Annotated in this window: 13 protein-coding genes; 9 read left to right on the top strand and 4 right to left on the bottom strand. The window is 73.1% G+C overall.

All coding sequences use genetic code 11. From position 1 onward, the window contains the following. Window positions 1-236 precede the first annotated feature (236 nt). Together ACIGO8_RS21460 and ACIGO8_RS21455 are read left to right on the top strand one after the other, a co-directional pair. The gene (locus ACIGO8_RS21460) at window positions 237-1,079 is read left to right on the top strand and encodes a class I SAM-dependent methyltransferase (protein ID WP_399732829.1); all 843 of its coding nucleotides are present in this window, start codon (window positions 237-239) and stop codon (window positions 1,077-1,079) included. A 129-nt stretch (window positions 1,080-1,208) separates the two neighbouring features. Then, complete coding sequence (locus tag ACIGO8_RS21455) at window positions 1,209-3,911, top strand: ATP-dependent RNA helicase (protein WP_399732826.1); 2,703 nt, start codon at window positions 1,209-1,211, stop codon at window positions 3,909-3,911. Here the strand turns inward: ACIGO8_RS21455 and ACIGO8_RS21450 are convergent. The 3 genes from ACIGO8_RS21450 to ACIGO8_RS21440 all read right to left on the bottom strand — a co-directional run bounded on the left by ACIGO8_RS21450 (window position 3,895) and on the right by ACIGO8_RS21440 (window position 6,967). Then, window positions 3,895-4,890 carry a DUF3068 domain-containing protein gene (locus ACIGO8_RS21450; protein WP_399732823.1) on the bottom strand — a complete coding sequence of 332 codons (996 nt, stop codon included), beginning with the start codon at window positions 4,888-4,890 and terminating at the stop codon, window positions 3,895-3,897. The genes ACIGO8_RS21455 and ACIGO8_RS21450 overlap by 17 nt on opposite strands. A gap of 11 nt (window positions 4,891-4,901) precedes the next feature. After that, entirely contained in the window at window positions 4,902-5,042 is a 141-nt protein-coding gene (locus tag ACIGO8_RS21445; protein WP_399732820.1) for an SPW_0924 family protein, read from the bottom strand. 185 nt (window positions 5,043-5,227) lie between these two features. Next, a complete protein-coding gene (locus ACIGO8_RS21440) occupies window positions 5,228-6,967 on the bottom strand; it encodes a lytic transglycosylase domain-containing protein (RefSeq protein ID WP_399732818.1) in 1,740 nt (579 codons plus the stop codon). A gap of 213 nt (window positions 6,968-7,180) precedes the next feature. On the opposite strand from ACIGO8_RS21440, the gene ACIGO8_RS21435 reads away from it, so the two are divergent. Further along, window positions 7,181-8,062, top strand: a complete 882-nt coding sequence (locus ACIGO8_RS21435) for a DUF4184 family protein (protein WP_399732816.1) — start codon at window positions 7,181-7,183, stop codon at window positions 8,060-8,062. Window positions 8,063-8,090: 28 nt separating this feature from the next. Here the strand turns inward: ACIGO8_RS21435 and polA are convergent, their stop codons facing one another. Then, the gene (gene polA / locus ACIGO8_RS21430; RefSeq protein WP_399732813.1) at window positions 8,091-10,811 is read right to left on the bottom strand and encodes a DNA polymerase I; all 2,721 of its coding nucleotides are present in this window, start codon (window positions 10,809-10,811) and stop codon (window positions 8,091-8,093) included. Window positions 10,812-10,944: 133 nt separating this feature from the next. Here polA and ACIGO8_RS21425 point away from each other — a divergent pair, with 133 nt between their 5' ends. The 6 genes from ACIGO8_RS21425 to ACIGO8_RS21400 all read left to right on the top strand — a co-directional run bounded on the left by ACIGO8_RS21425 (window position 10,945) and on the right by ACIGO8_RS21400 (window position 18,651). Further along, window positions 10,945-13,233, top strand: coding sequence for an FdhF/YdeP family oxidoreductase (locus ACIGO8_RS21425; protein ID WP_399732811.1), 2,289 nt, complete (start codon window positions 10,945-10,947; stop codon window positions 13,231-13,233). A 127-nt stretch (window positions 13,234-13,360) separates the two neighbouring features. Then, window positions 13,361-14,593 (top strand): hypothetical protein, encoded by a 1,233-nt coding sequence (locus ACIGO8_RS21420; RefSeq protein WP_399732808.1) that lies wholly within the window; start codon window positions 13,361-13,363, stop codon window positions 14,591-14,593. Window positions 14,594-14,699: 106 nt separating this feature from the next. Beyond that, the gene (locus ACIGO8_RS21415; RefSeq protein WP_399732804.1) at window positions 14,700-15,209 is read left to right on the top strand and encodes a PaaI family thioesterase; all 510 of its coding nucleotides are present in this window, start codon (window positions 14,700-14,702) and stop codon (window positions 15,207-15,209) included. Between the two features lie 237 nt (window positions 15,210-15,446). Further along, complete coding sequence (locus ACIGO8_RS21410; protein ID WP_399732801.1) at window positions 15,447-15,914, top strand: hypothetical protein; 468 nt, start codon at window positions 15,447-15,449, stop codon at window positions 15,912-15,914. Window positions 15,915-16,365: 451 nt separating this feature from the next. Next, a complete protein-coding gene (locus ACIGO8_RS21405; RefSeq protein ID WP_399732798.1) occupies window positions 16,366-17,604 on the top strand; it encodes a branched-chain amino acid ABC transporter substrate-binding protein in 1,239 nt (412 codons plus the stop codon). Between the two features lie 114 nt (window positions 17,605-17,718). After that, window positions 17,719-18,651, top strand: a complete 933-nt coding sequence (locus ACIGO8_RS21400; protein ID WP_399732796.1) for a branched-chain amino acid ABC transporter permease — start codon at window positions 17,719-17,721, stop codon at window positions 18,649-18,651. Window positions 18,652-18,655 lie beyond the last annotated feature (4 nt).

Below are 18,655 nucleotides of genomic sequence, written 5' to 3'. Positions count from 1 at the left end.
ACCGAGGGGACATACAACAGATGCGAGCGCGGCCTGCTCCGTCTGAGGCGCGCAGGCCCGCAGCGCAACCTTTAGCATACGGGGGCGGCCGGACAGGGTCAATGCGCGAAGCGCACACCCGGGGCGGATCGCCGCATACCCGGCACAACTCATGTCAGCCCAGGCCGTCCTGGCCACGGGAAGCCGTGTCGCGACCCCGCGCGCGGCTCTGAGCGCAAACTACATCGACGGGCGAGATGAACCAAGAGTACGGACAGGAAGACGGGCCCGAAGGCTTCGAGGACGAGGCGGAGGCGACCCGGCGTGACGCCGGGGACGCGGAGAGCAGCCGGGCGAGCCGGGGCTGGTGGGACCGCAACGCCGACGAGTACCAGAGCGAGCACGGGGCCTTCCTGGGCGACGACCGCTTCGTCTGGGGTCCCGAGGGGCTCGACGAGGCGGAGGCGGGACTGCTCGGGCCGGCGGGTTCGCTGAAGGGACTCGACGTGCTGGAGATCGGGGCGGGCGCGGCGCAGTGCTCGCGCTGGCTGGCCGCCCAGGGCGCCCGGCCGGTCGCCCTCGACCTCTCGCACCGGCAGCTCCAGCACGCGCTGCGGATCGGCGGCGGGGTGCCGCTGGTGGAGGCGGACGCGGGAGCGCTGCCGTTCCGCGACGGCGCCTTCGACCTGGCGTGCTCGGCGTACGGCGCGGTGCCGTTCGTCGCCGATCCGGTGCGGGTCTTCCGCGAGGTGCGCCGGGTGCTGCGGCCGGGCGGCCGGTGGGTGTTCTCGGTGACGCATCCGATCCGCTGGGCGTTCCCGGACGAGCCGGGGCCCGAGGGGCTCTCGGTCGCGGCCTCCTATTTCGACCGGACGCCGTACGTGGAGCAGGACGAGCAGGGCCGCGCGGTCTACGTCGAGCACCACCGCACGATCGGTGACCGCGTGCGGGACGTGGTCGCCGGCGGCTTCCGGCTGCTCGACCTGGTGGAGCCGGAGTGGCCGGCCTGGAACAGCCAGGAGTGGGGCGGCTGGTCGCCGCTGCGGGGCCATCTGATCCCGGGCACGGCGATCTTCGTCTGCGAGCGGACGGACGACTAGCCGCCCGGAACCGGCACCACCCTCGCTCATCTTCGGATGAGTTTTCGGATGAGCCGATTGATCATATGAATCGGTGGGGCTGTGGACAGCCGGGCGCGGCGGGTCGGTCCGGCGTACGAGACTTGCCGTGTGATCCGAAACGACGCACTCGACCGACTTCCCGTCCGCCATGCCGTCCCCGAGCTGCTGACCGCGCTCGAGGAGCGCGGCACCGCCGTGCTGCACGCCCCGCCCGGGACCGGCAAGACCACGCTGGTCCCGCTGGCCCTCGCGGGCCTGACGGGGGACGGGCCGAAGCGGCGGGTGCTGGTGGCCGAGCCGCGCCGGATGGCGGTGCGGGCGGCGGCCCGGCGGATGGCGTGGCTGCTCGGCGAGGAGGTCGGCGGCTCCGTCGGCTTCTCCGTGCGCGGGGAGCGGCGCACCGGGCCGGCGACCCGGGTCGAGGTGGTGACCACGGGCATCCTGCTCCAGCGGCTCCAGCGCGATCCGGAGCTCGCGGGCGTGGACGCGGTGCTGCTCGACGAGTGTCACGAGCGGCACCTGGACGCGGACACGGCGATGGCGTTCCTGGTGGACGTGCGGGCCACGCTGCGGCCGGAGCTGAAGCTGGTCGCCGCCTCGGCGACGAGCGACGCGGAGGCGTGGTCGCAGCTGCTGACCGTCCTGGACGGAAGCGGGCCGGCGCCGATCGTGTGGGCGAAGGGCGAGGGCCACGGTTACGTGGTGCGCTTCGCCGCTCCTCCGGCCGGGATCCGCCCGGCGCACGGCACCTGGGTGGATCCGGCGATGCTGCGCCATGTGGCGGCGACGGTCCGGCGCGCGACGGAGCTGGACGAGGGCGACGTGCTGTGCTTCCTGCCGGGCACGGGCGAGATCGCGCGCACGGCCGGTCTGCTCGCGGACCTGGACGCCGAGGTGCTGCAGCTGCACGGGCGGGCTCCGGCGGCGGTGCAGGACGCGGTGCTGCGCGGCACGGAGCCCGGCGGGCGGCGCCGGGTGATCCTGTCGACCTCGGTGGCGGAGTCCAGCCTGACGGTCCCGGGCGTGCGCATCGTGGTGGACTCGGGGCTCGCGCGCGAGCCGCGCACGGACCACGCGCGGGGCCTCGGCTCGCTCGCGACGGTCCCGGTGTCCCTGGCGGCGGCGACCCAGCGGGCCGGCCGCTCGGGCCGTGAGGCCTTCGGCATCGTCTACCGCTGCTGGGCGGAGGCGGAGGACGGCAACCGGGCCCGCTTCCCCTCCCCCGAGATCAGGATCGCGGACCTCGCGGACTTCGCGCTGCGGGCGGCGTGCTGGGGCGATCCGACGGCGGCAGGCCTGGCGCTCCTGGACGCGCCGCCGGCCGGGGCGATGGCGGCGGCCCGCGCCGTGCTCACGGCGGTCGGCGCCGTGGACGCGGAGGGCCGGCCGACGGACCGGGGCGCCCGGATGGCCCGGCTGGGCCTGCATCCGCGGCTCGCCCGGGCGCTCCTGGACGGCGCGGCCGAGGTGGGCGTCCGGCGGGCGGCGGAGGTGGTGGCGCTGCTGAGCGAGGAGCCGCCGCGGGAGTACGGGGACGACCTGGCGGCGGCCTGGCGCGAGGCCCGCCGGGGCGGCGACGGATACGCGGCGCGCTGGAAGGCGGAGGTACGGCGCCTGGAGCGGGCGGTGGCCGGAGAGACCCGCGGCGCCGCGGGAGCCCGGACCGCCGGGCCCGGCGGCGAGGCGCCCCGGCCGGCTGCTGGGGCGGGCGGCGCGGCGGGCTTCGGCGACGGCGGCCCGGCGGCCGGACCGGCTGCTGGGGCGGGCGGCGCGGCGGGCTTCGGGGGCGGCGGCCCGGCGGGCGGACCGGGTGGTCCGGCGGGCGAGGGCGAGGACGTGGTCGCCGGGCTGGTGACGGCGCTGGCGTTTCCGGAGCGGGTGGCGCGGCGCCGGGAGCAGGGCGGCTATCTGATGGTGTCGGGCACGGGCGCCCGGCTGGCGGAGGGGTCACGGCTCGGGGCCGGCGGATGGCTGGCCGTCGCGGTGGCGGACCGGACGGCGCAGAGCGCGACGGCCCGGGTGAGGCTCGCGGCGGTGGTGGACGAGCGGATCGCGCGGCGGGCGGCGGCGCATCTGCTCGCCGCGGGCGAGGAGGTCCACTGGGAGGACGGGGACGTGGTGGCCCGGTCGGTGGAGCGGCTCGGGGCGGTGGAGCTGACGGTCCGCCCGCTGCGCGACGACGCCGATCCCTCGCTGGTGCGGGAGGCGCTGCTCGAGGGCTTGCGACGGGAGGGCACGGCGCTGTTGCGGTGGGGCAGGGACGCGGTGGAGCTGCGGAGCCGGCTGGCGTTCGTGCACCGTGAGGTGGGCGAGCCGTGGCCGGACGTGGCGGAGGAGGCGCTGCTCGCCCGGGCCGGCGAGTGGCTGGAGCCGGAGCTGTCGCGGGCGCGGCGGCGGGCGGATCTGGGCCGGATCGACGCCGGTGAGGGGCTGCGGCGGCTGCTGCCGTGGGCGACGGGCGAGGCGGGTCGGCTGGACGAGCTGGCGCCGGAGCGGATCGAGGTGCCGAGCGGTTCGCGGATACGGGTGGAGTACGGCGGGGAGCGGCCGGTGCTCGCGGTGAAGCTCCAGGAGATGTTCGGGCTCGCCGAGACGCCCCGGGTGGCGGGAGTGCCGGTCCTGGTGCATCTGCTCTCGCCCGCCGGGCGGCCGGCGGCGGTGACGTCCGACCTGGCGTCCTTCTGGCGGGACGGCTACCGCGCGGTGCGGGCGGAGCTGCGGGGCCGCTATCCGAAGCACCCGTGGCCGGAGGATCCGTCGACGGCGGAGCCCACCCGGCACACCAGTGCCCGGCTCAGACGGGAGCGGTGACGGGTGCCGGTTCGGCACCGGCGCCGGTGTCGGGCCCGGGCCGGCGGGAGCGGGCCTCGAGCCAGAGGGAGAGGGCGAGCAGCAGGAGGGCGAGGGCGGTGAAGCCCCACGGGAGATAGGAGACGAGCAGCAGGACCATGAGCCGGTTGGACCTGACCAGTTCGACGACGCTGGTGACGTAGTCCTCGCGCATCTTCACATGGCCCTCGAAGACGGTGAGGGTGTCCTGGCCCATGAGGGCGCGGGCGTTGCGGAGCTCCTCCTTGTGGATCTCCTCGCCGTTGACGGGTGCGCCGGTGACGGGATCGACCCAGAACATGCGCTTGGTGGTGTACCAGCGGGTGAGGCCGGTCTTGGCGAGGACGTCGGGAGTGATGCCCTGGACGGGCATGGTCTTGGGCATGGGGACCCGGGTCCAGGGGACGGTCTGCTCGAAGTAGTAGACCTCGAGGCCGCGGAAGGTGCGGGTGCCCTGGTAGTGGATGGGCGCGGAGGTGCGGGTCTGGGCGTCGAAGTACTGGTAGTCGCGCTTCTCGGTGAGGAAGGGCCACTTGAACTCGATGCCCTCGCGCCGGACCGGGTCGCCGTCGACCGATTCGCCGGTGGCGTGGACCGGGTCCTGGGTGTGGGCGTCGAAGACGTAGCGCTCGGGGATCTTGGAGACCATCTTGCCGTCGGGGCCCATGACGTAGGAGAGGGAGTCCCAGACGACGACGTCCCGGCCGGCGTCGCGCTCGATCCTCTTCGATTCCTCCACATTGCCCTTGAGGGTCTGCACGATGGTGATCTTGTCGACCTTCTCGGACTTGAGGGTGGAGTAGTTGAGCAGGACGGCGGGCTTCGCCTCCAGGACGGTCTCCTGGTACTGGTTCGGCGGGATCTTGGCGAGGCGGGGAAAGGCGTACCAGCGGAGGGTGGGCGCCATGGCGGCGAGGAAGACGCAGAGGGCGAGCAGGACGAGGCTGGCGCGGCGGCGCATGGGTCGGCCCCTTACTTCTTGGGGCCGGGATCGGCGGTGAGCAGGGGCTTGGGCGAGGTGGGCCCGTCGGGCGGCAGATCGACGAGGGAGACGAGCAGGATGAACAGGAGGACGGGAACGAGTCCGATGGCGGCGGCGGCAAGGGCGCGCAAGGTCGGCCTCCCGGTGCTCGATCTGATACGGCGTCAGGGCGGGGGCACCGTAGCAACGCGGCCGTGAGATGAGAACACGTTTCCCTCAGAACGCGCGCCGCCCCCGGGTCCGGAGCGGACTCGGGGGCGGCGGGCGGGAGCGGCGCGGACGTCCAACGGCGTCCGGCGGCGTCCGGCGGTGTCCGTCAGCTCGTCGGCGACGGCGAGGACGTCGGGGCGGGAGTCGGCGTCTGGGTCGGCGCCGGGTCGGGCGCCGGAGCGTTCACCGTGAGCTCGACGGTCAGCGTGCCGCCGCCGGGCGCGGTCAGGCGCAGCACGAACGTGCCGGCCTTGTCGCCCGCGTAGATCTTCGGCAGCGTGAGCAGACCGTCGGCGTCCGTCCTGACCGTGAGGGTGCGCACCGCGGTGCCGTCGGCGGCCTTGAAGAACGGGCCGTCGGTGAGCGGCGTCGGGTCCGTCGCCGAGGTGACGAAGGTGGCGGTGACGCCGACACCGGCGGCGACGGCCCCGTCCTCGGTGGCCTTGGCCTTCACCGGGTCGGCGAACTCGCCGCCGGTGGTGGCCGCGAGTTCCTTGGCGTCGAGGCGGGTGAGCGTGTCGGCGGTGCGGTCGGTGACGGTCGCGCCGAGCGAGACGGTGTTCAGGCTCCGGCCCACCACGGTGGCGCTCACGGTGAAGTCGCCGGTCCGCTCGCCGGCCTTGAGGGCCGGGGCGACGGCCTTGCCGTCGGAGGCGGTCACGGTGGTGACCTCCCGCGCGCCGACGGCGAAGCGGGCGTCGGTGTCGCCGACGATCCGGAAGCGCACCTGGACGCCGGCGACCGGCCGGCCGGCCGCGTCGAGCGCCTGGACCGCCGGGCGGGCGGCGAAGCCGTTGCCGGTGGTCGCGGTGAGGGACCCGGAGGACGCGTCCTTGATCCGCGCCACCCGGGCCACCGGGTCGGTGGTGGGCGGGGTGGTCGGCGTCGGGGTGGGCTTGGGCGTCGGCTTGGCCGGAGTGGTGGGCTTCGGCTTGGCCGGCGTGGTCGGCGTCGGCCGGACCGGGGCCGTCGGGGAGGGCGTGCCGCCGCCGGGCGTGGTGACGCGGTCGTCGCTGCGGTTGCCGGGCAGGACTCCGGTGCCGTCGGGCACCTGGTGGCTGCCGCGCTTGTAGTACTCGAACCAGGACAGGACCGTGTTCAGGTACTCCGTCGAGCGGTTGTAGCTGAGGATCGCCCGGTCGAGGTCGGCCTTGACGGCGAGGTTGCGGTCGTTGGCGCAGAGGTAGAGGCCGGCGGCCTGGGCCGCGTCGTAGATGTTGCTCGGGTCCTTCTTCCCGTCGCCGTTGGCGTCCTGGCCCCAGGTGGCCCAGGTGGACGGGATGAACTGCATCGGGCCTATCGCGCGGTCGTGCACCCTGTCGCCGTCGTAGGCGCCCTGGTCGGTGTCCGAGATGTTCGCGAAGCCGCGGCCGTTGAGCACCGGGCCGAGGATGGCCGTCGTGGTGGTGCCGTTGGCGTCGACCGCGCCGCCGTTCGCCTGACCGGACTCGACCTTGCCGATACCGGCGAGCAGCTGCCAGGGGAGGTTGCAGCCGGGGTCGGTGGAGCGTATCGACTGCTCGGCGCGCTTGTAGGCGGCGAGGACGGTCGCGGGTATGCCGGCCTCGGCAGGGCCGGTGATGATGGGCGAATTGCCCGGAGCGCCCGGCTTGTTAGGAGTGTTCAGCGTGGGCAGCTCGGTGTAGTACGGCGAGTCGCCGGAGGCCGAGCCGCCCGGAGGCGTGCTCGCGTCACCCGCGCCGATCGGCAGGTCGCCGCTCGCGCTGTCGGTCGGCGGCGGGGTCGTGCCCGGCGCCTGCGAGGCGGCGAGCGCCGCGACGGCCGCGGCCACCACCGCACCGCTGGTGGCTCCCCTGCGCAGCCGGCGGCCCAAGTGCGCTGCCATACGTGTGGTCCCTCCCCGAGTCCGCGTCCGCGCTCCCCGCGCGGGTCCGACCAGCAGACCCTATGCCACCTCCGGTCGCGTCAACACCGCGCCCTGACCGAGTTTCACGGTTTCGTCACCACTTGGCCGCCGGAGCGTTCGCGACGGGAGCGTCCTGAATACTGCGAAGGGCGTCCCGGTCAGCGGAGACGCGTCGTCCAAGGGGGACCATCCGTGCCGTTCACGCTCAGTCATGCCGCCGCCGTGCTGCCCGGCATCCGCCGGAACGGGACCGCGCGGGGCCCGCTGGTCGCGTCCGCGCTGGTCGCCGGATCCTTCTCGCCCGACATGACCTACTTCGCGGCCAGCGCCGTGCCCGAGGCGATGCTCTTCGGGAACGTGACCCACTCCTTCGCCGGAGTCGTCACCGTCGACGTGCTCGTCACGGCGGTCCTGGTGGCGCTCTGGCTGACGGTGCGTGAGCCGCTGGTGGCGCTGCTGCCGCGCCGCGTGCGCGGACGCGTGTACGGGTTCGTGGCCGGGCGGCCGTGGCGGGAGCGCCGGCCGGCGGCGCTCGCCGCCTGGTTCGCGGTGTCCGCGGTCATCGGGGCGACGACGCACGTGGTGTGGGACGCGTTCACCCATCTCGACCGCTGGGGCACGCGCGTCATCCCGGTCCTGGGCGAGGTGGTGGGCGGATTCCCCGTCTATCTGTACGCGCAGTACGGCGGTTCGGCGCTCGCCATGGTCCTGCTCGGCCGGTTCACCGTACGGGCCCTGCGCGCGGTGCCCGCCGGCACGCCGCTGCCCGCGCACGTCCCGGTCCCGGACCGGCGCGGGCTGCTGCTCGCGACGGCGGTGATCGGGGGATGCGCGGTGGCCGGCGCGGTGCACCGCGTGCTGCGCTTCCACGCCTACGGCTACCGGGTCGGCACGCCGCTGGACATCGTGCCCACGCTCTGCTTCGGGGCGGGCGCGGGGCTGTTCGCGGGAGTGGTGCTCTACGCCCTCGTGGTGCGGGCCGGCGCCCGCGGCCGAGGCGACGCCCGCCAGGACACCGTCCCGTCCCCCACGCGCGCGGCGAAGGCGAAGGCCCCGGCGGACCCGCGGGTGTGACCGCGCCGCCGGGGCCTTCGCCGCCGGATCAGTGGGCCGCCGAGTCCCAGTCGGGGCCGACGCCCACCGAGACGTCCAGCGGGGCGCGCAGCTCGACCGCGTGGGCCATCTGCTCACGGACCAGCGTCTCGACCCGCTCGCGCTCGCCCGGGGCGAGCTCCAGGACGATTTCGTCGTGGACCTGGAGCAGCATCCGGGAGGTGAGTCCGGCCTCCGTCAGGGCACGGTCGACGTTCAGCATGGCGACCTTGACGATGTCGGCGGCGGTGCCCTGGATCGGGGCGTTGAGCGCCATCCGCTCGGCTGCCTCGCGGCGCTGGCGGTTGTCGCTGTTGAGGTCCGGGAGATAGCGGCGGCGGCCGAGCATGGTCTCGGTGTAGCCGGTGGCGCGGGCCTCGTCGACGACCCGGCGCAGATAGTCGCGCACGCCGCCGAACCGCTCGAAGTAGGTGTCCATCAGACCGCGCGCCTCGGCGGGGTCGATGCCCAGCTGCTGCGAGAGACCGAACGCGGACAGACCGTACGCCAGGCCGTACGACATGGCCTTGATCTTGCGGCGCATCTCGGCGTCGACGGCGGACCGCTCGACGCCGAAGACCTGCGAGGCGACCGTGGTGTGCAGGTCCTCGCCGGAGGTGAAGGCCTCGATCAGGCCCTCGTCCTCGGACAGGTGTGCCATGACGCGCAGCTCGATCTGGCTGTAGTCGGCGGTCATGAGGGCCTCGAAGCCCTCGCCGACGACGAAGCCGTGCCGGATGGCGCGGCCCTCGTCCGTCCGCACCGGCACGTTCTGCAGGTTGGGATCGGTGGAGGAGAGCCGGCCGGTCGCGGCGACCGTCTGGCTGAAGGTGGTGTGGATGCGGCCGTCGGCGGCGACGGTCTTGATCAGGCCCTCGACGGTGGAGCGCAGCCGGGCCTGCTCACGGTGCCGGAGCATGATCACCGGGAGCTCGTGCTCGGTCTGGGCGGCCAGCCACGCCAGGGCGTCGGCGTCCGTCGTGTACCCGGTCTTGGTCTTCTTCGTCTTGGGCAGGTTGAGCTCGCCGAAGAAGACCTCCTGGAGCTGCTTGGGCGAGCCGAGGTTGAACTCGTGGCCGACGGAGGCGTGGGCCTCCTTCACGGCCTGCTGCACGGCGCCCGCGAACTGCTGCTCCAGGGCCTCCAGGTGGTCCCGGTCGGCGGCGATGCCGTGCCGCTCCAGGCGGGCCAGGAGCGCGGAGGTGGGCAGCTCGACGTCGTGCAGCAGCTCCTTCGCGCCGACCTCGGCGAGCTTCTCCTCGAAGGCGGCGCCGAGGTCGAGGACGGCCCGGGCCTGGGTCGCCAGGGCCTCGGCCTCGGCGGTGTCCTCGGCGCCGAAGGCGAGCTGGCCGTCGGCGGCCGCGGCGGGCGCGAGCTCACGGCCCAGGTACTCGAGCGAGAGCGCGTCGAGCGCGAAGGAGCGGCGGCCGGGCTTGACCAGATACGCGGCGAGCGCGGTGTCCATGGTGACGCCGGCGACGCTCCAGCCGTGCTCGGGGAAGACCCGCATGGCGCCCTTGGCGTTGTGCAGGACCTTGGGCTGCTCCGGGTCGGCGATCCACGCGGCCCAGGCCCGCTCGTCGGCCTCGTCGAGCTCGCTCGGGTCGAACCAGGCGGCGGCGCCGTCGGCCGCGGCGAGGGCGACCTCGGCCACGTTCCCGGTGCCGAGCGCCCAGCTGTCGACGGTGGCGACGCCGAGCGGCTGCCCGCCGTGCTCGGCGAGCCAGCCGGCGAGCTCGCCGGAGCCGAGGAGCGTGAAGTCGAGGGCGACGCCGGGCGCCGGGGCCGGGGCGGCCTCCTCGGCGGCGCCGGGGTCGACGGCGAGGAGCCGCTCGCGCAGCGAGGGGTTGCGGATCTCCAGGGTGTCGAGGAAGAGCGTGACGGCCTTGCGGTCGTACGCGACGCGGGCCAGGTCCGCGACGGCCCTGGGCAGCTCGACGTCGCGGACCATCTCGGTCAGGCGGCGGTTGAGCTTCACCGACTCCAGGTGGTCACGGAGGTTCTGGCCCGCCTTGCCCTTGACCTCCTCGACGCGCTCCACCAGGCCGGCGAAGGAGCCGAACTGATTGATCCACTTCGCGGCGGTCTTCTCGCCGACGCCGGGGATGCCGGGCAGGTTGTCCGACGGGTCGCCGCGCAGGGCGGCGAAGTCCGGGTACTGCGAGGGCGTGAGCCCGTACTTCTCCTGGACCTTCTCCGGCGTGAAGCGGGTCAGCTCGGAGACGCCCTTGGTGGGATAGAGCACGGTGGTGTGCTCGCTGACCAGCTGGAAGGAGTCCCGGTCGCCGGTGACGATGAGGACCTCGAAGCCCTCGGCCTCGGCCTGGGTGGCGAGGGTCGCGATGACGTCGTCCGCCTCGAAGCCGTCGACGGCGAAGCGCGGCGCGTGCATGGCGTCGAGCAGCTCGCCGATCAGCTCGACCTGGCCCTTGAACTCGTCCGGCGTCTTCGAACGGGTCGCCTTGTACTCCGGGAACTCCTCGGAGCGCCAGGTCTTGCGGGACACGTCGAACGCGACCGCGAAGTGCGTGGGCGCCTCGTCGCGCAGCGTGTTCGCCAGCATCGAGGCGAATCCGTAGATCGCGTTCGTCGGCTGCCCCGTGGCGGTCGTGAAGTTCTCCGCGGGCAGTGCGAAGAACGCCCGGTACGCCAGGGAGTGCCCGTCCATGAGGAGCAGGCGCGGGCGGTTCTCTTCGGTCATATCGGTCTTCTTCGCTGCTGTCTCGGCCACGGGACGATCCTGCCACGCGCCACCGACATTCCCGTCCACGGCCGGGGTGGCCGGCCCGTGCGTGGTCCGCTGTCGGTGCGGCGTGACAGGATCGGAGACGTACGACGTCCGTTACCGCTCAAGGGAGAGCGCGATGGTCAGCAAGCCGCCGGCCGGCGACCCGGTCCAGGACGCGCCGCAGGTCACGGCGCCGCAGCACGCGGCGGCCGGGCTGCCCGCGATCGGGCACACGCTGCGGATCGCCCAGGCGCAGATGGGCGTGCGGCGCACCGCGCGGACCCTGCTCAAGGTCAATCAGAAGGACGGCTTCGACTGTCCGGGCTGCGCCTGGCCGGAGGGCGACAAGCGGCACGTCGCGGAGTTCTGCGAGAACGGCGCGAAGGCGGTCGCCGAGGAGGCGACGCTGCGCCGGGTGACACCGGACTTCTTCGCCGCCCACCCGGTGGCGGACCTGGCCACGCGCAGCGGGTACTGGCTGGGCCAGCAGGGCCGGATCACGCAGCCGATGTATCTGCCGCCGGGCGCCACGTCGTACGAGCCGGTGAGCTGGGAGCGGGCGTTCGCGATCATCGCGGAGGAGCTGAAGGCGCTGTCCTCGCCGGACGAGGCGCTGTTCTACACCTCGGGCCGCACGAGCAACGAGGCGGCGTTCCTGCTCCAGCTGTTCGCCCGCGAGTTCGGCACCAACAACCTGCCGGACTGCTCCAACATGTGCCACGAGTCCTCGGGCTCGGCCCTCAACGAGACCCTCGGCGTCGGCAAGGGCAGCGTCTCGCTGGAGGACCTGCACCAGGCGGACCTGATCGTGGTCGCCGGACAGAACCCGGGCACCAACCATCCGCGGATGCTGTCGGCCCTGGAGAAGGCCAAGGCCGCCGGAGCGAAGATCATCTCGGTGAACCCGCTGCCGGAGGCGGGCCTGGAGCGCTTCAAGAACCCGCAGACGGCGCGGGGCATGCTCAAGGGCGCCGCGCTCACCGACCTCTTCCTGCAGATCCGCATCGGCGGCGACCAGGCGCTGTTCCGGCTGCTGAACAAGCTGGTCCTCGAGTCGCCGGGCGCCGTGGACGAGGAGTTCGTCGCCGCCCACACCCACGGCTACGAGGAGTTCGCGGCGGCCGCGCGGAAGGCCGACTGGGACGAGACGCTGGCCGCGACCGGGCTGTCCCGGGCGGAGATCGAGCGGGCCCTGGAGATGGTCCTCGCCTCGGAGCGGACCATCGTCTGCTGGGCGATGGGGCTCACCCAGCACAAGCACGCGGTGCCGACCATCCGCGAGGTGGTCAACCTGCTGCTGCTGCGCGGCGCGATCGGCCGGCCGGGCGCCGGCGTGTGCCCGGTGCGCGGGCACTCCAACGTGCAGGGCGACCGCACGATGGGGATCTTCGAGCGGCCCGCGGCGGCGTTCCTGGACGCCCTGGACAAGGAGTTCGGGATCGTCTCGCCGCGCCACCACGGCTTCGACGTGGTCCGCTCGATCCAGGCGCTGCGCGACGGCGAGGCGAAGGTGTTCTTCGCGATGGGCGGCAACTTCGTCGGCGCGACCCCGGACACGGAGGTCACCGAGGCCGCGATGCGCAAGGCGCGCCTGACGGTGCACGTGTCGACGAAGCTGAACCGCTCGCACGCGGTCACCGGCACGCGTGCGCTGATCCTGCCGACGCTCGGCCGCACGGACAAGGACGTGCAGCGCGGCGGCAGGCAGTTCGTCACCGTCGAGGACTCGATGGGCCTCGTGCACGCCTCGCGCGGCAACCTGCCGCCGGCGAGCCCGCACCTGCTGTCCGAGCCGGCGATCGTGGCGCGGATGGCGCGGGCGGTGCTCGGCGCGGGCTCGGCGACGCCGTGGGAGGACTTCGAGGCGGACTACGCGACGATCCGCGACCGCATCGCACGCGTGATCCCCGGCTTCGAGGACTTCAACGCGCGCCTCGCCGCGAACCCGGGCGGTTTCGCGCTGCCGCACGCGCCGCGCGACGAGCGGCGCTTCCCGACGGCCACCGGCAAGGCGAACTTCACGGCGGCGCCGGTCGAGTTCCCGACGGTGCCGGCGGGCCGCCTGCTGCTGCAGACGCTGCGCTCGCACGACCAGTACAACACCACGATCTACGGCCTGGACGACCGCTACCGCGGCATCACCGGCGGCCGCCGGGTGGTCCTGGTGCACCCCGAGGACGCGGCGGCGCTGGGCTTCGCCGACGGCGCGTACGCGGATCTGGTGAGCGAGTGGAGCGACGGCGTCGAACGGCGGGCGCCCGGCTTCCGCGTGGTGCACTACCCGACGGCGCGCGGCTGCGCGGCGGCGTACTACCCGGAGACGAACGTGCTGGTGCCGCTGGAGTCGACGGCCGACATCAGCAACACGCCCGCCAGCAAGTCCGTGGTCGTACGGCTCGAGCCGGGGGCCGCGGCGGGCGCCTGAGCCGGCCGGAGCGGGGCCGGGCGCCTGAGCCGGCGCGAGGCGGCACTCCGGCCTCCGGTGGTGCGCTCCGGTGGCGCGCGGCAGTGCGCACCGTGGCCGGTTCCGCACTGCCGCGGTGCGCCGTGACGTGGGTATCCTCCCCATCCCGCGCCGCGGCAGCCGGCCGGCGGCCGAGGACGCCACGGGGGATCCGTTGTCCACGCCACCCGCCGACGGATCACCGCCGGACCGGAACCCGTCCTCGGACCCGTCGCCGTCGCAGGCACCACCACCGCAGGCCCCGCCGCCTCCGACCACGCCACCGCCGGCCTCCACTCCCCCGCCGCCCTCCGCTCCCGTCGAAGGACCGCGCCCCGCTCCCGCCGCGCCCGATCCCGAGCAGCACGACCCCTCCTTCTGGGACTTCGCGCTCGAGCGCGTCGCGCCCGGCGCGCGGGTGCCGCCGGCCCGTCGCGGCCGGGTCCTGGTGCGGGGACTCCTGGTGATCGCCGCCGGGCTGCTCGCCACCGCCGTCCTCGGGCAGGCCGTCACCTATGTCTACGACACGCTGTCCGCGAGCTCCCGGGCACGGGCCGACGACGACGCCCAGAAGGAACTGGACCAGGAGGAGACCCCCTTCACCGCGTCGGCGGACCCGGACCTGTCCACCCTGGACCGCGACGACTGGACCATCGTCCTCGACCGCCCGCTCACGCCGGCCGAGCAGCGTTCCCTGGAGGCCGTGCCGATCGGGCCCACCGACTACGGGCGGGACGTCTGGCGGATCCTGGGCCCGCTCGGGGCGCGGGTGATCGGCACGACCCCGGGCATGTCGGGCGGCGGTCCCCCGGCCGGCCCGACGACCGCGTTCAAGCTGAACCTCTTCAGCGACCGCACCTCCCAGCTCTCGATCACCGACATGCGCGCGGTCAACGTCCGCTGCGCGCCCTCGACCGCCCGCTTCGTGCTGCGCCACCCCGCCCAGGGCGCCGCGCCCTATCCGGGCGTCTTCCTCGACCTGCGCCGCCCGGGCCCGACCCCGGTCATCACCGACGAGGGCGCCGAGCAGGGGCAGCACTACTTCGACCGGCACAGGATCGACCTCGGCGGCGGCAGCACGCCCGGCGGGCTGCGGGTGGCGGCCACCGTCGGTGAGAAGAGCTGCGACTGGGAGATCGCGGCCGCCTACCGGGACTCGGCCGGCACCCGCGGCGAGCTGGTGATCCGCGACGGCGCCCGGCCGTTCCGGGCGGAGGCCGAGCCGGTCGCGCCCGACCAGTACTTCCTGGTGCGCCCTCAGCCGATTCAGCTCACGCCCTGCCACGAACCGCGCTACGCCGCCGACCGCCTGTGCCGCGTCTTCCTCGGACGCACCCCCTGACCCGCCGCTGCCGCCTTCGTCTGGAACAATCACGCTGCTCCTAAGCGTTTGCTCAGGAGCGGCGAAGACCGAAGTTCAGCCGTACGAAGACGAACGGAGCCGGGCCATGGGTGAGCAGCAGCACGTGAAGTTCCCGCAGGAGGTCATCGACGAGTACGCCTCGCTCGGTGTGGACCTGCCGGCGCTCTTCTCGGCCGGACACCTCGGGAACCGGATGGGCGTGCAGATCCTGGAGGCCTCGGCGGAGCGGGTGGTCGGCACCATGCCGGTGGAGGGCAACACCCAGCCGTACGGCCTGCTGCACGGCGGCGCCTCCGCGGTGCTCGCCGAGACGCTGGGTTCGATCGGCTCGATGCTGCACGGCGGGGTCTCCCGCATCGCGGTGGGCGTGGACCTGAACTGCACCCACCACCGCGGCGTGCGCAGCGGCCTGGTGACCGGCGTGGCGACGCCCGTGCACCGAGGGCGGTCGACCGCCACGTACGAGATCGTCATCACGGACGAGCAGGACAAGCGGGTCTGCTCGGCGCGGCTGACCTGCATGCTCAGGGAGGTCGGCGCGAAGGACGCGGGCAACCTGCCCGACGCCGGCCGCGTCGACGGCTCCGGCGCCTGAGCCCCGGCGAGCGGCGCCCGCGCACGGCGCCCGGCCGCGCCTGACGACGGCTTCACCACGGCCCGGCGACGACCCGGCGACGACCTGACGGCCCCGGGACGGAGACTCTCCGTCCCGGGGCCGTCGCGTTCGCGCCATCCGCGAACTCCCTTTTCCGCGCGGCCCCTTGCTTTCCGCGTACGGCAGCGGCTTCACTGTCGGTCCAGGCCGCCCAGCCGTCCATCGAGGGGAACTCCCTTGGCCCGCCCGCCGGTTGACCGCTACCGGTCCGCGCTCGTCGCGGCCGTGACCGGCTGCGTCCTCGCCCTGTCGGCCGGGTGCGACGAGGCACCGAAGGAGCCCGCGCCCCGTGCGAGTTCTCCGGCGGACGTGTGCACAAGTCTCGTGTCCTACTGGGTGAAAGAGGCCCTGAAGGGCAGCAAGTGGGCGGGGCTCGACTGGGAGCAGAAGGGCATGTCCAACGAGCAGTACGCGATCCACGACGAGGTCCTGACGGCGGCGCGGACCGAGGAGCGTCGGGCCGGCCGCGAGGCGGCGTTCGCACTGACCGACCGGGAGACGCGGCGGCGCTGCGAGGTGGCGAAGGGCGCGACCGGCAGCTCGGAGAACTGGCGTCCGCCGGCCGAGCAGAAGGTCCCGAGCGGGCGGCCCGCACCGGCCGCGACACCCGGTCCCACCGACCGTTCCCGGCCATCCCCGTCGTGACTCTCCGTGACCTTCGCACGATGTGGGACCACCTCCGGGGCCGGGTGCGCGGGCCGACTCCTCCGTCCGCTGGCACCGAGGGGCGTGTCCGATATCCGGAGAGGCCCGCGAGGCCGCCGTCAGGAGCAAGATCCGCTCAAGCCCCTTAGCGGAACTGCGCGTTCTCAGTATGTGAACACCGCACTACGGACCGAAGTGCCCCGGTTTGCCCCCGGCACGCTCACCGGTTCCCCCCGTCGGCATAACAAGACAGTCACATCCTTACCTCGGCGCTCCCGGACCCTGTCCGGCTGCGCTTAGAGTCACGGCCAGTCACCGCGCCGCCGGGCGCCCCCTCCAGCACGGCCCGCATCACCCCGTACGGCCCGGCATCGAAAACGGCACCTCTCAGCTTCACAGCTTCACGGCACCGCCTCAGCTCGAGGGGGCCGCGCCAGGGAAAGGATTTTTCGTGCGACACCGTTCTTTGCTCATCCTGACCAGCGTGCTCACCACGGGAGCGCTCACTCTCACCGCCTGCGGTTCGCGCGACGAGGGCAAGGGCGGCGGCGGCGACAACGCCGGCGGCACCACGACCGTCGTCATCGGTGTGGACGCCCCGCTCACCGGCTCGCTCTCCGCCCTGGGCCAGGGCATCAAGAACTCCGTGGACCTGGCGGTCCAGACCGCCAACAAGACCAAGGAAGTCCCCGGCGTCACCTTCAAGATCGAGGCCCTCGACGACCAGGCCGTCCCGGCCTCCGGCCAGGCCAACGCCACCAAGCTGGTCGGCAACAAGGACGTCGTCGGCGTCGTCGGCCCGCTGAACTCCGGCGTCTCCCAGCAGATGCAGGGCGTCTTCGCCGCCGCCAACCTGGCGCAGGTCTCCCCGGCCAACACCAACCCGTCGCTCTCCCAGGGCGACAACTGGGGCAAGGGCGACAAGAAGCGCCCCTTCAAGACCTACTTCCGCACCGCCGCCACCGACGTGGTCCAGGGCAAGTTCGCCGCCCAGTACCTCTTCAAGGACGCCGGCAAGAAGAAGGTCTTCGTCGTCGACGACAAGCAGACCTACGGCGCCGGCCTCGCCACGATCTTCTCCGACGAGTTCAAGCGCCTCGGCGGCACCGTCGTCGCCACCGACCACGTCACCGTGAAGGAGACCGACTTCTCCTCCACCGCCGACAAGGTCAAGTCCTCCGGCGCCGACTCCGTCTACTTCGGCGGCCAGTACCCCGAGGGCGGCCTGCTCTCCGACCAGGTCAAGAAGGCCGGCGCCAAGATCCCCGTCATGGGCGGCGACGGCATCTACGACCCCGCCTTCATCAGCGCCTCCGCCGAGGCCAACGACGGCGACCTCGCCACCTCGATCGGCTACCCGGTCGAGAAGCTCCCGACCGCCAAGAAGTTCATCGCGGACTACAACGCGGCCGGCTACAAGGACCCGTACGCGGCCTACGGCGGCTACTCCTACGACGCCGGCTGGGCCATCATCCAGGCCGTCAAGGCCGTCGTCGCCGCCAACGGCGGCAAGGTCCCGACCGACGCCCGCGCCAAGGTCACCGAGGCCCTGGGCAAGGTCTCCTTCGACGGTGTGACCGGCAAGGTCTCCTTCGACGAGTACGGCGACACCACCAACAAGCAGCTCACGGTCTACAAGGTCGAGGGCGGCAAGTGGATCGACGTCAAGAGCGACACCTTCAACCAGTAAGCACCGTCCCGGCCCCGCGCCGGGAGCCCCGCAAGACCTGAACCACAGCCGCGCGAGGGCGCAAACAGCGCCCTCGCGCGGAGTCTTATCCGACAAGCTCATCGGAGGCCTGCGGTGAACGAACTGCCGCAACAGCTGGCCAACGGCCTGGCCCTCGGTGCCCTCTATGGCCTCATCGCCATCGGGTACACCATGGTCTACGGCATCGTCCAGCTCATCAACTTCGCCCACGGCGAGATCTTCATGATCGGGGGCTTCGGCGCCCTCACCACCTACACCGCTCTGCCGAGCGGAACGTCCCTGCTGGTGGCGATACCGCTCATGATCGTCGGTGGCGCGATCGCCTCCGTGGCCGTCGCCACCGCCGCCGAGCGGTTCGCCTACCGGCCGCTGCGCAACGCGCCCCGGCTCGCCCCGCTGATCACCGCGATCGGCCTCTCCATCGCGCTGCAGCAGCTGGTGTGGCAGTTCTACCCCGACGCCAAGAAGGCCGTCAGCTTCCCCGAGTTCAAGGGCGACGCCTTCCAGATCACCGGAAGCCTCTCCATCCAGCGCGCCGACGCCTTCGTCCTCGTCCTGGCCCCCCTGTGCATGCTCGCCCTCGGCCTCTTCGTCTCCAAGAGCCGCAGCGGCCGCGCCATGCAGGCCACCGCACAGGACCCGGACACCGCGAAGCTGATGGGCATCAACACCGACCGCATCATCGTCATGGCCTTCGCCATCGGTGCCGCGTTCGCCGCCGTCGCCGCCGTCGCCTACGGCCTCGACAAGGGCCAGATCAACTTCGAAATGGGCTTCATCCTCGGCCTCAAGGCCTTCACCGCGGCCGTCCTCGGCGGCATCGGCAACATCTACGGCGCCATGGTCGGCGGCGTGGTCCTCGGCATCGCCGAATCCCTCTCGATCGCCTACATCGAGGACATCCCCGGCATGCAGCAGCTCGGCGGCGGCGCCTGGTCCAACGTGTGGGCCTTCGTCCTCCTCATCGTCGTCCTCCTCGTCCGGCCCCAGGGCCTGCTCGGCGAGCGCGTCGCGGACAGGGCGTGATCAC

Source organism: Streptomyces sp. NPDC053493 (genome assembly GCF_044544825.1).
Lineage (GTDB): Bacteria > Actinomycetota > Actinomycetes > Streptomycetales > Streptomycetaceae > Streptomyces.
Note: the sequence above shows the minus strand (reverse complement) of the source record. Positions and strands in the feature narration are given on the sequence as shown.

What these genes read in the sequence shown, in the direction of transcription:
- ACIGO8_RS21425 (WP_399732811.1), top strand. Translation starts at nt 10,945, where the DNA reads ATGGTCAGCAAGCCGCCGGCCGGCGACCCGGTCCAGGACGCGCCGCAG.
- ACIGO8_RS21415 (WP_399732804.1), top strand. Translation starts at nt 14,700, where the DNA reads ATGGGTGAGCAGCAGCACGTGAAGTTCCCGCAGGAGGTCATCGACGAG.
- ACIGO8_RS21460 (WP_399732829.1), top strand. Translation starts at nt 237, where the DNA reads ATGAACCAAGAGTACGGACAGGAAGACGGGCCCGAAGGCTTCGAGGAC.
- ACIGO8_RS21440 (WP_399732818.1), bottom strand. Translation starts at nt 6,967, where the DNA reads ATGGCAGCGCACTTGGGCCGCCGGCTGCGCAGGGGAGCCACCAGCGGT.
- ACIGO8_RS21450 (WP_399732823.1), bottom strand. Translation starts at nt 4,890, where the DNA reads ATGCGCCGCCGCGCCAGCCTCGTCCTGCTCGCCCTCTGCGTCTTCCTC.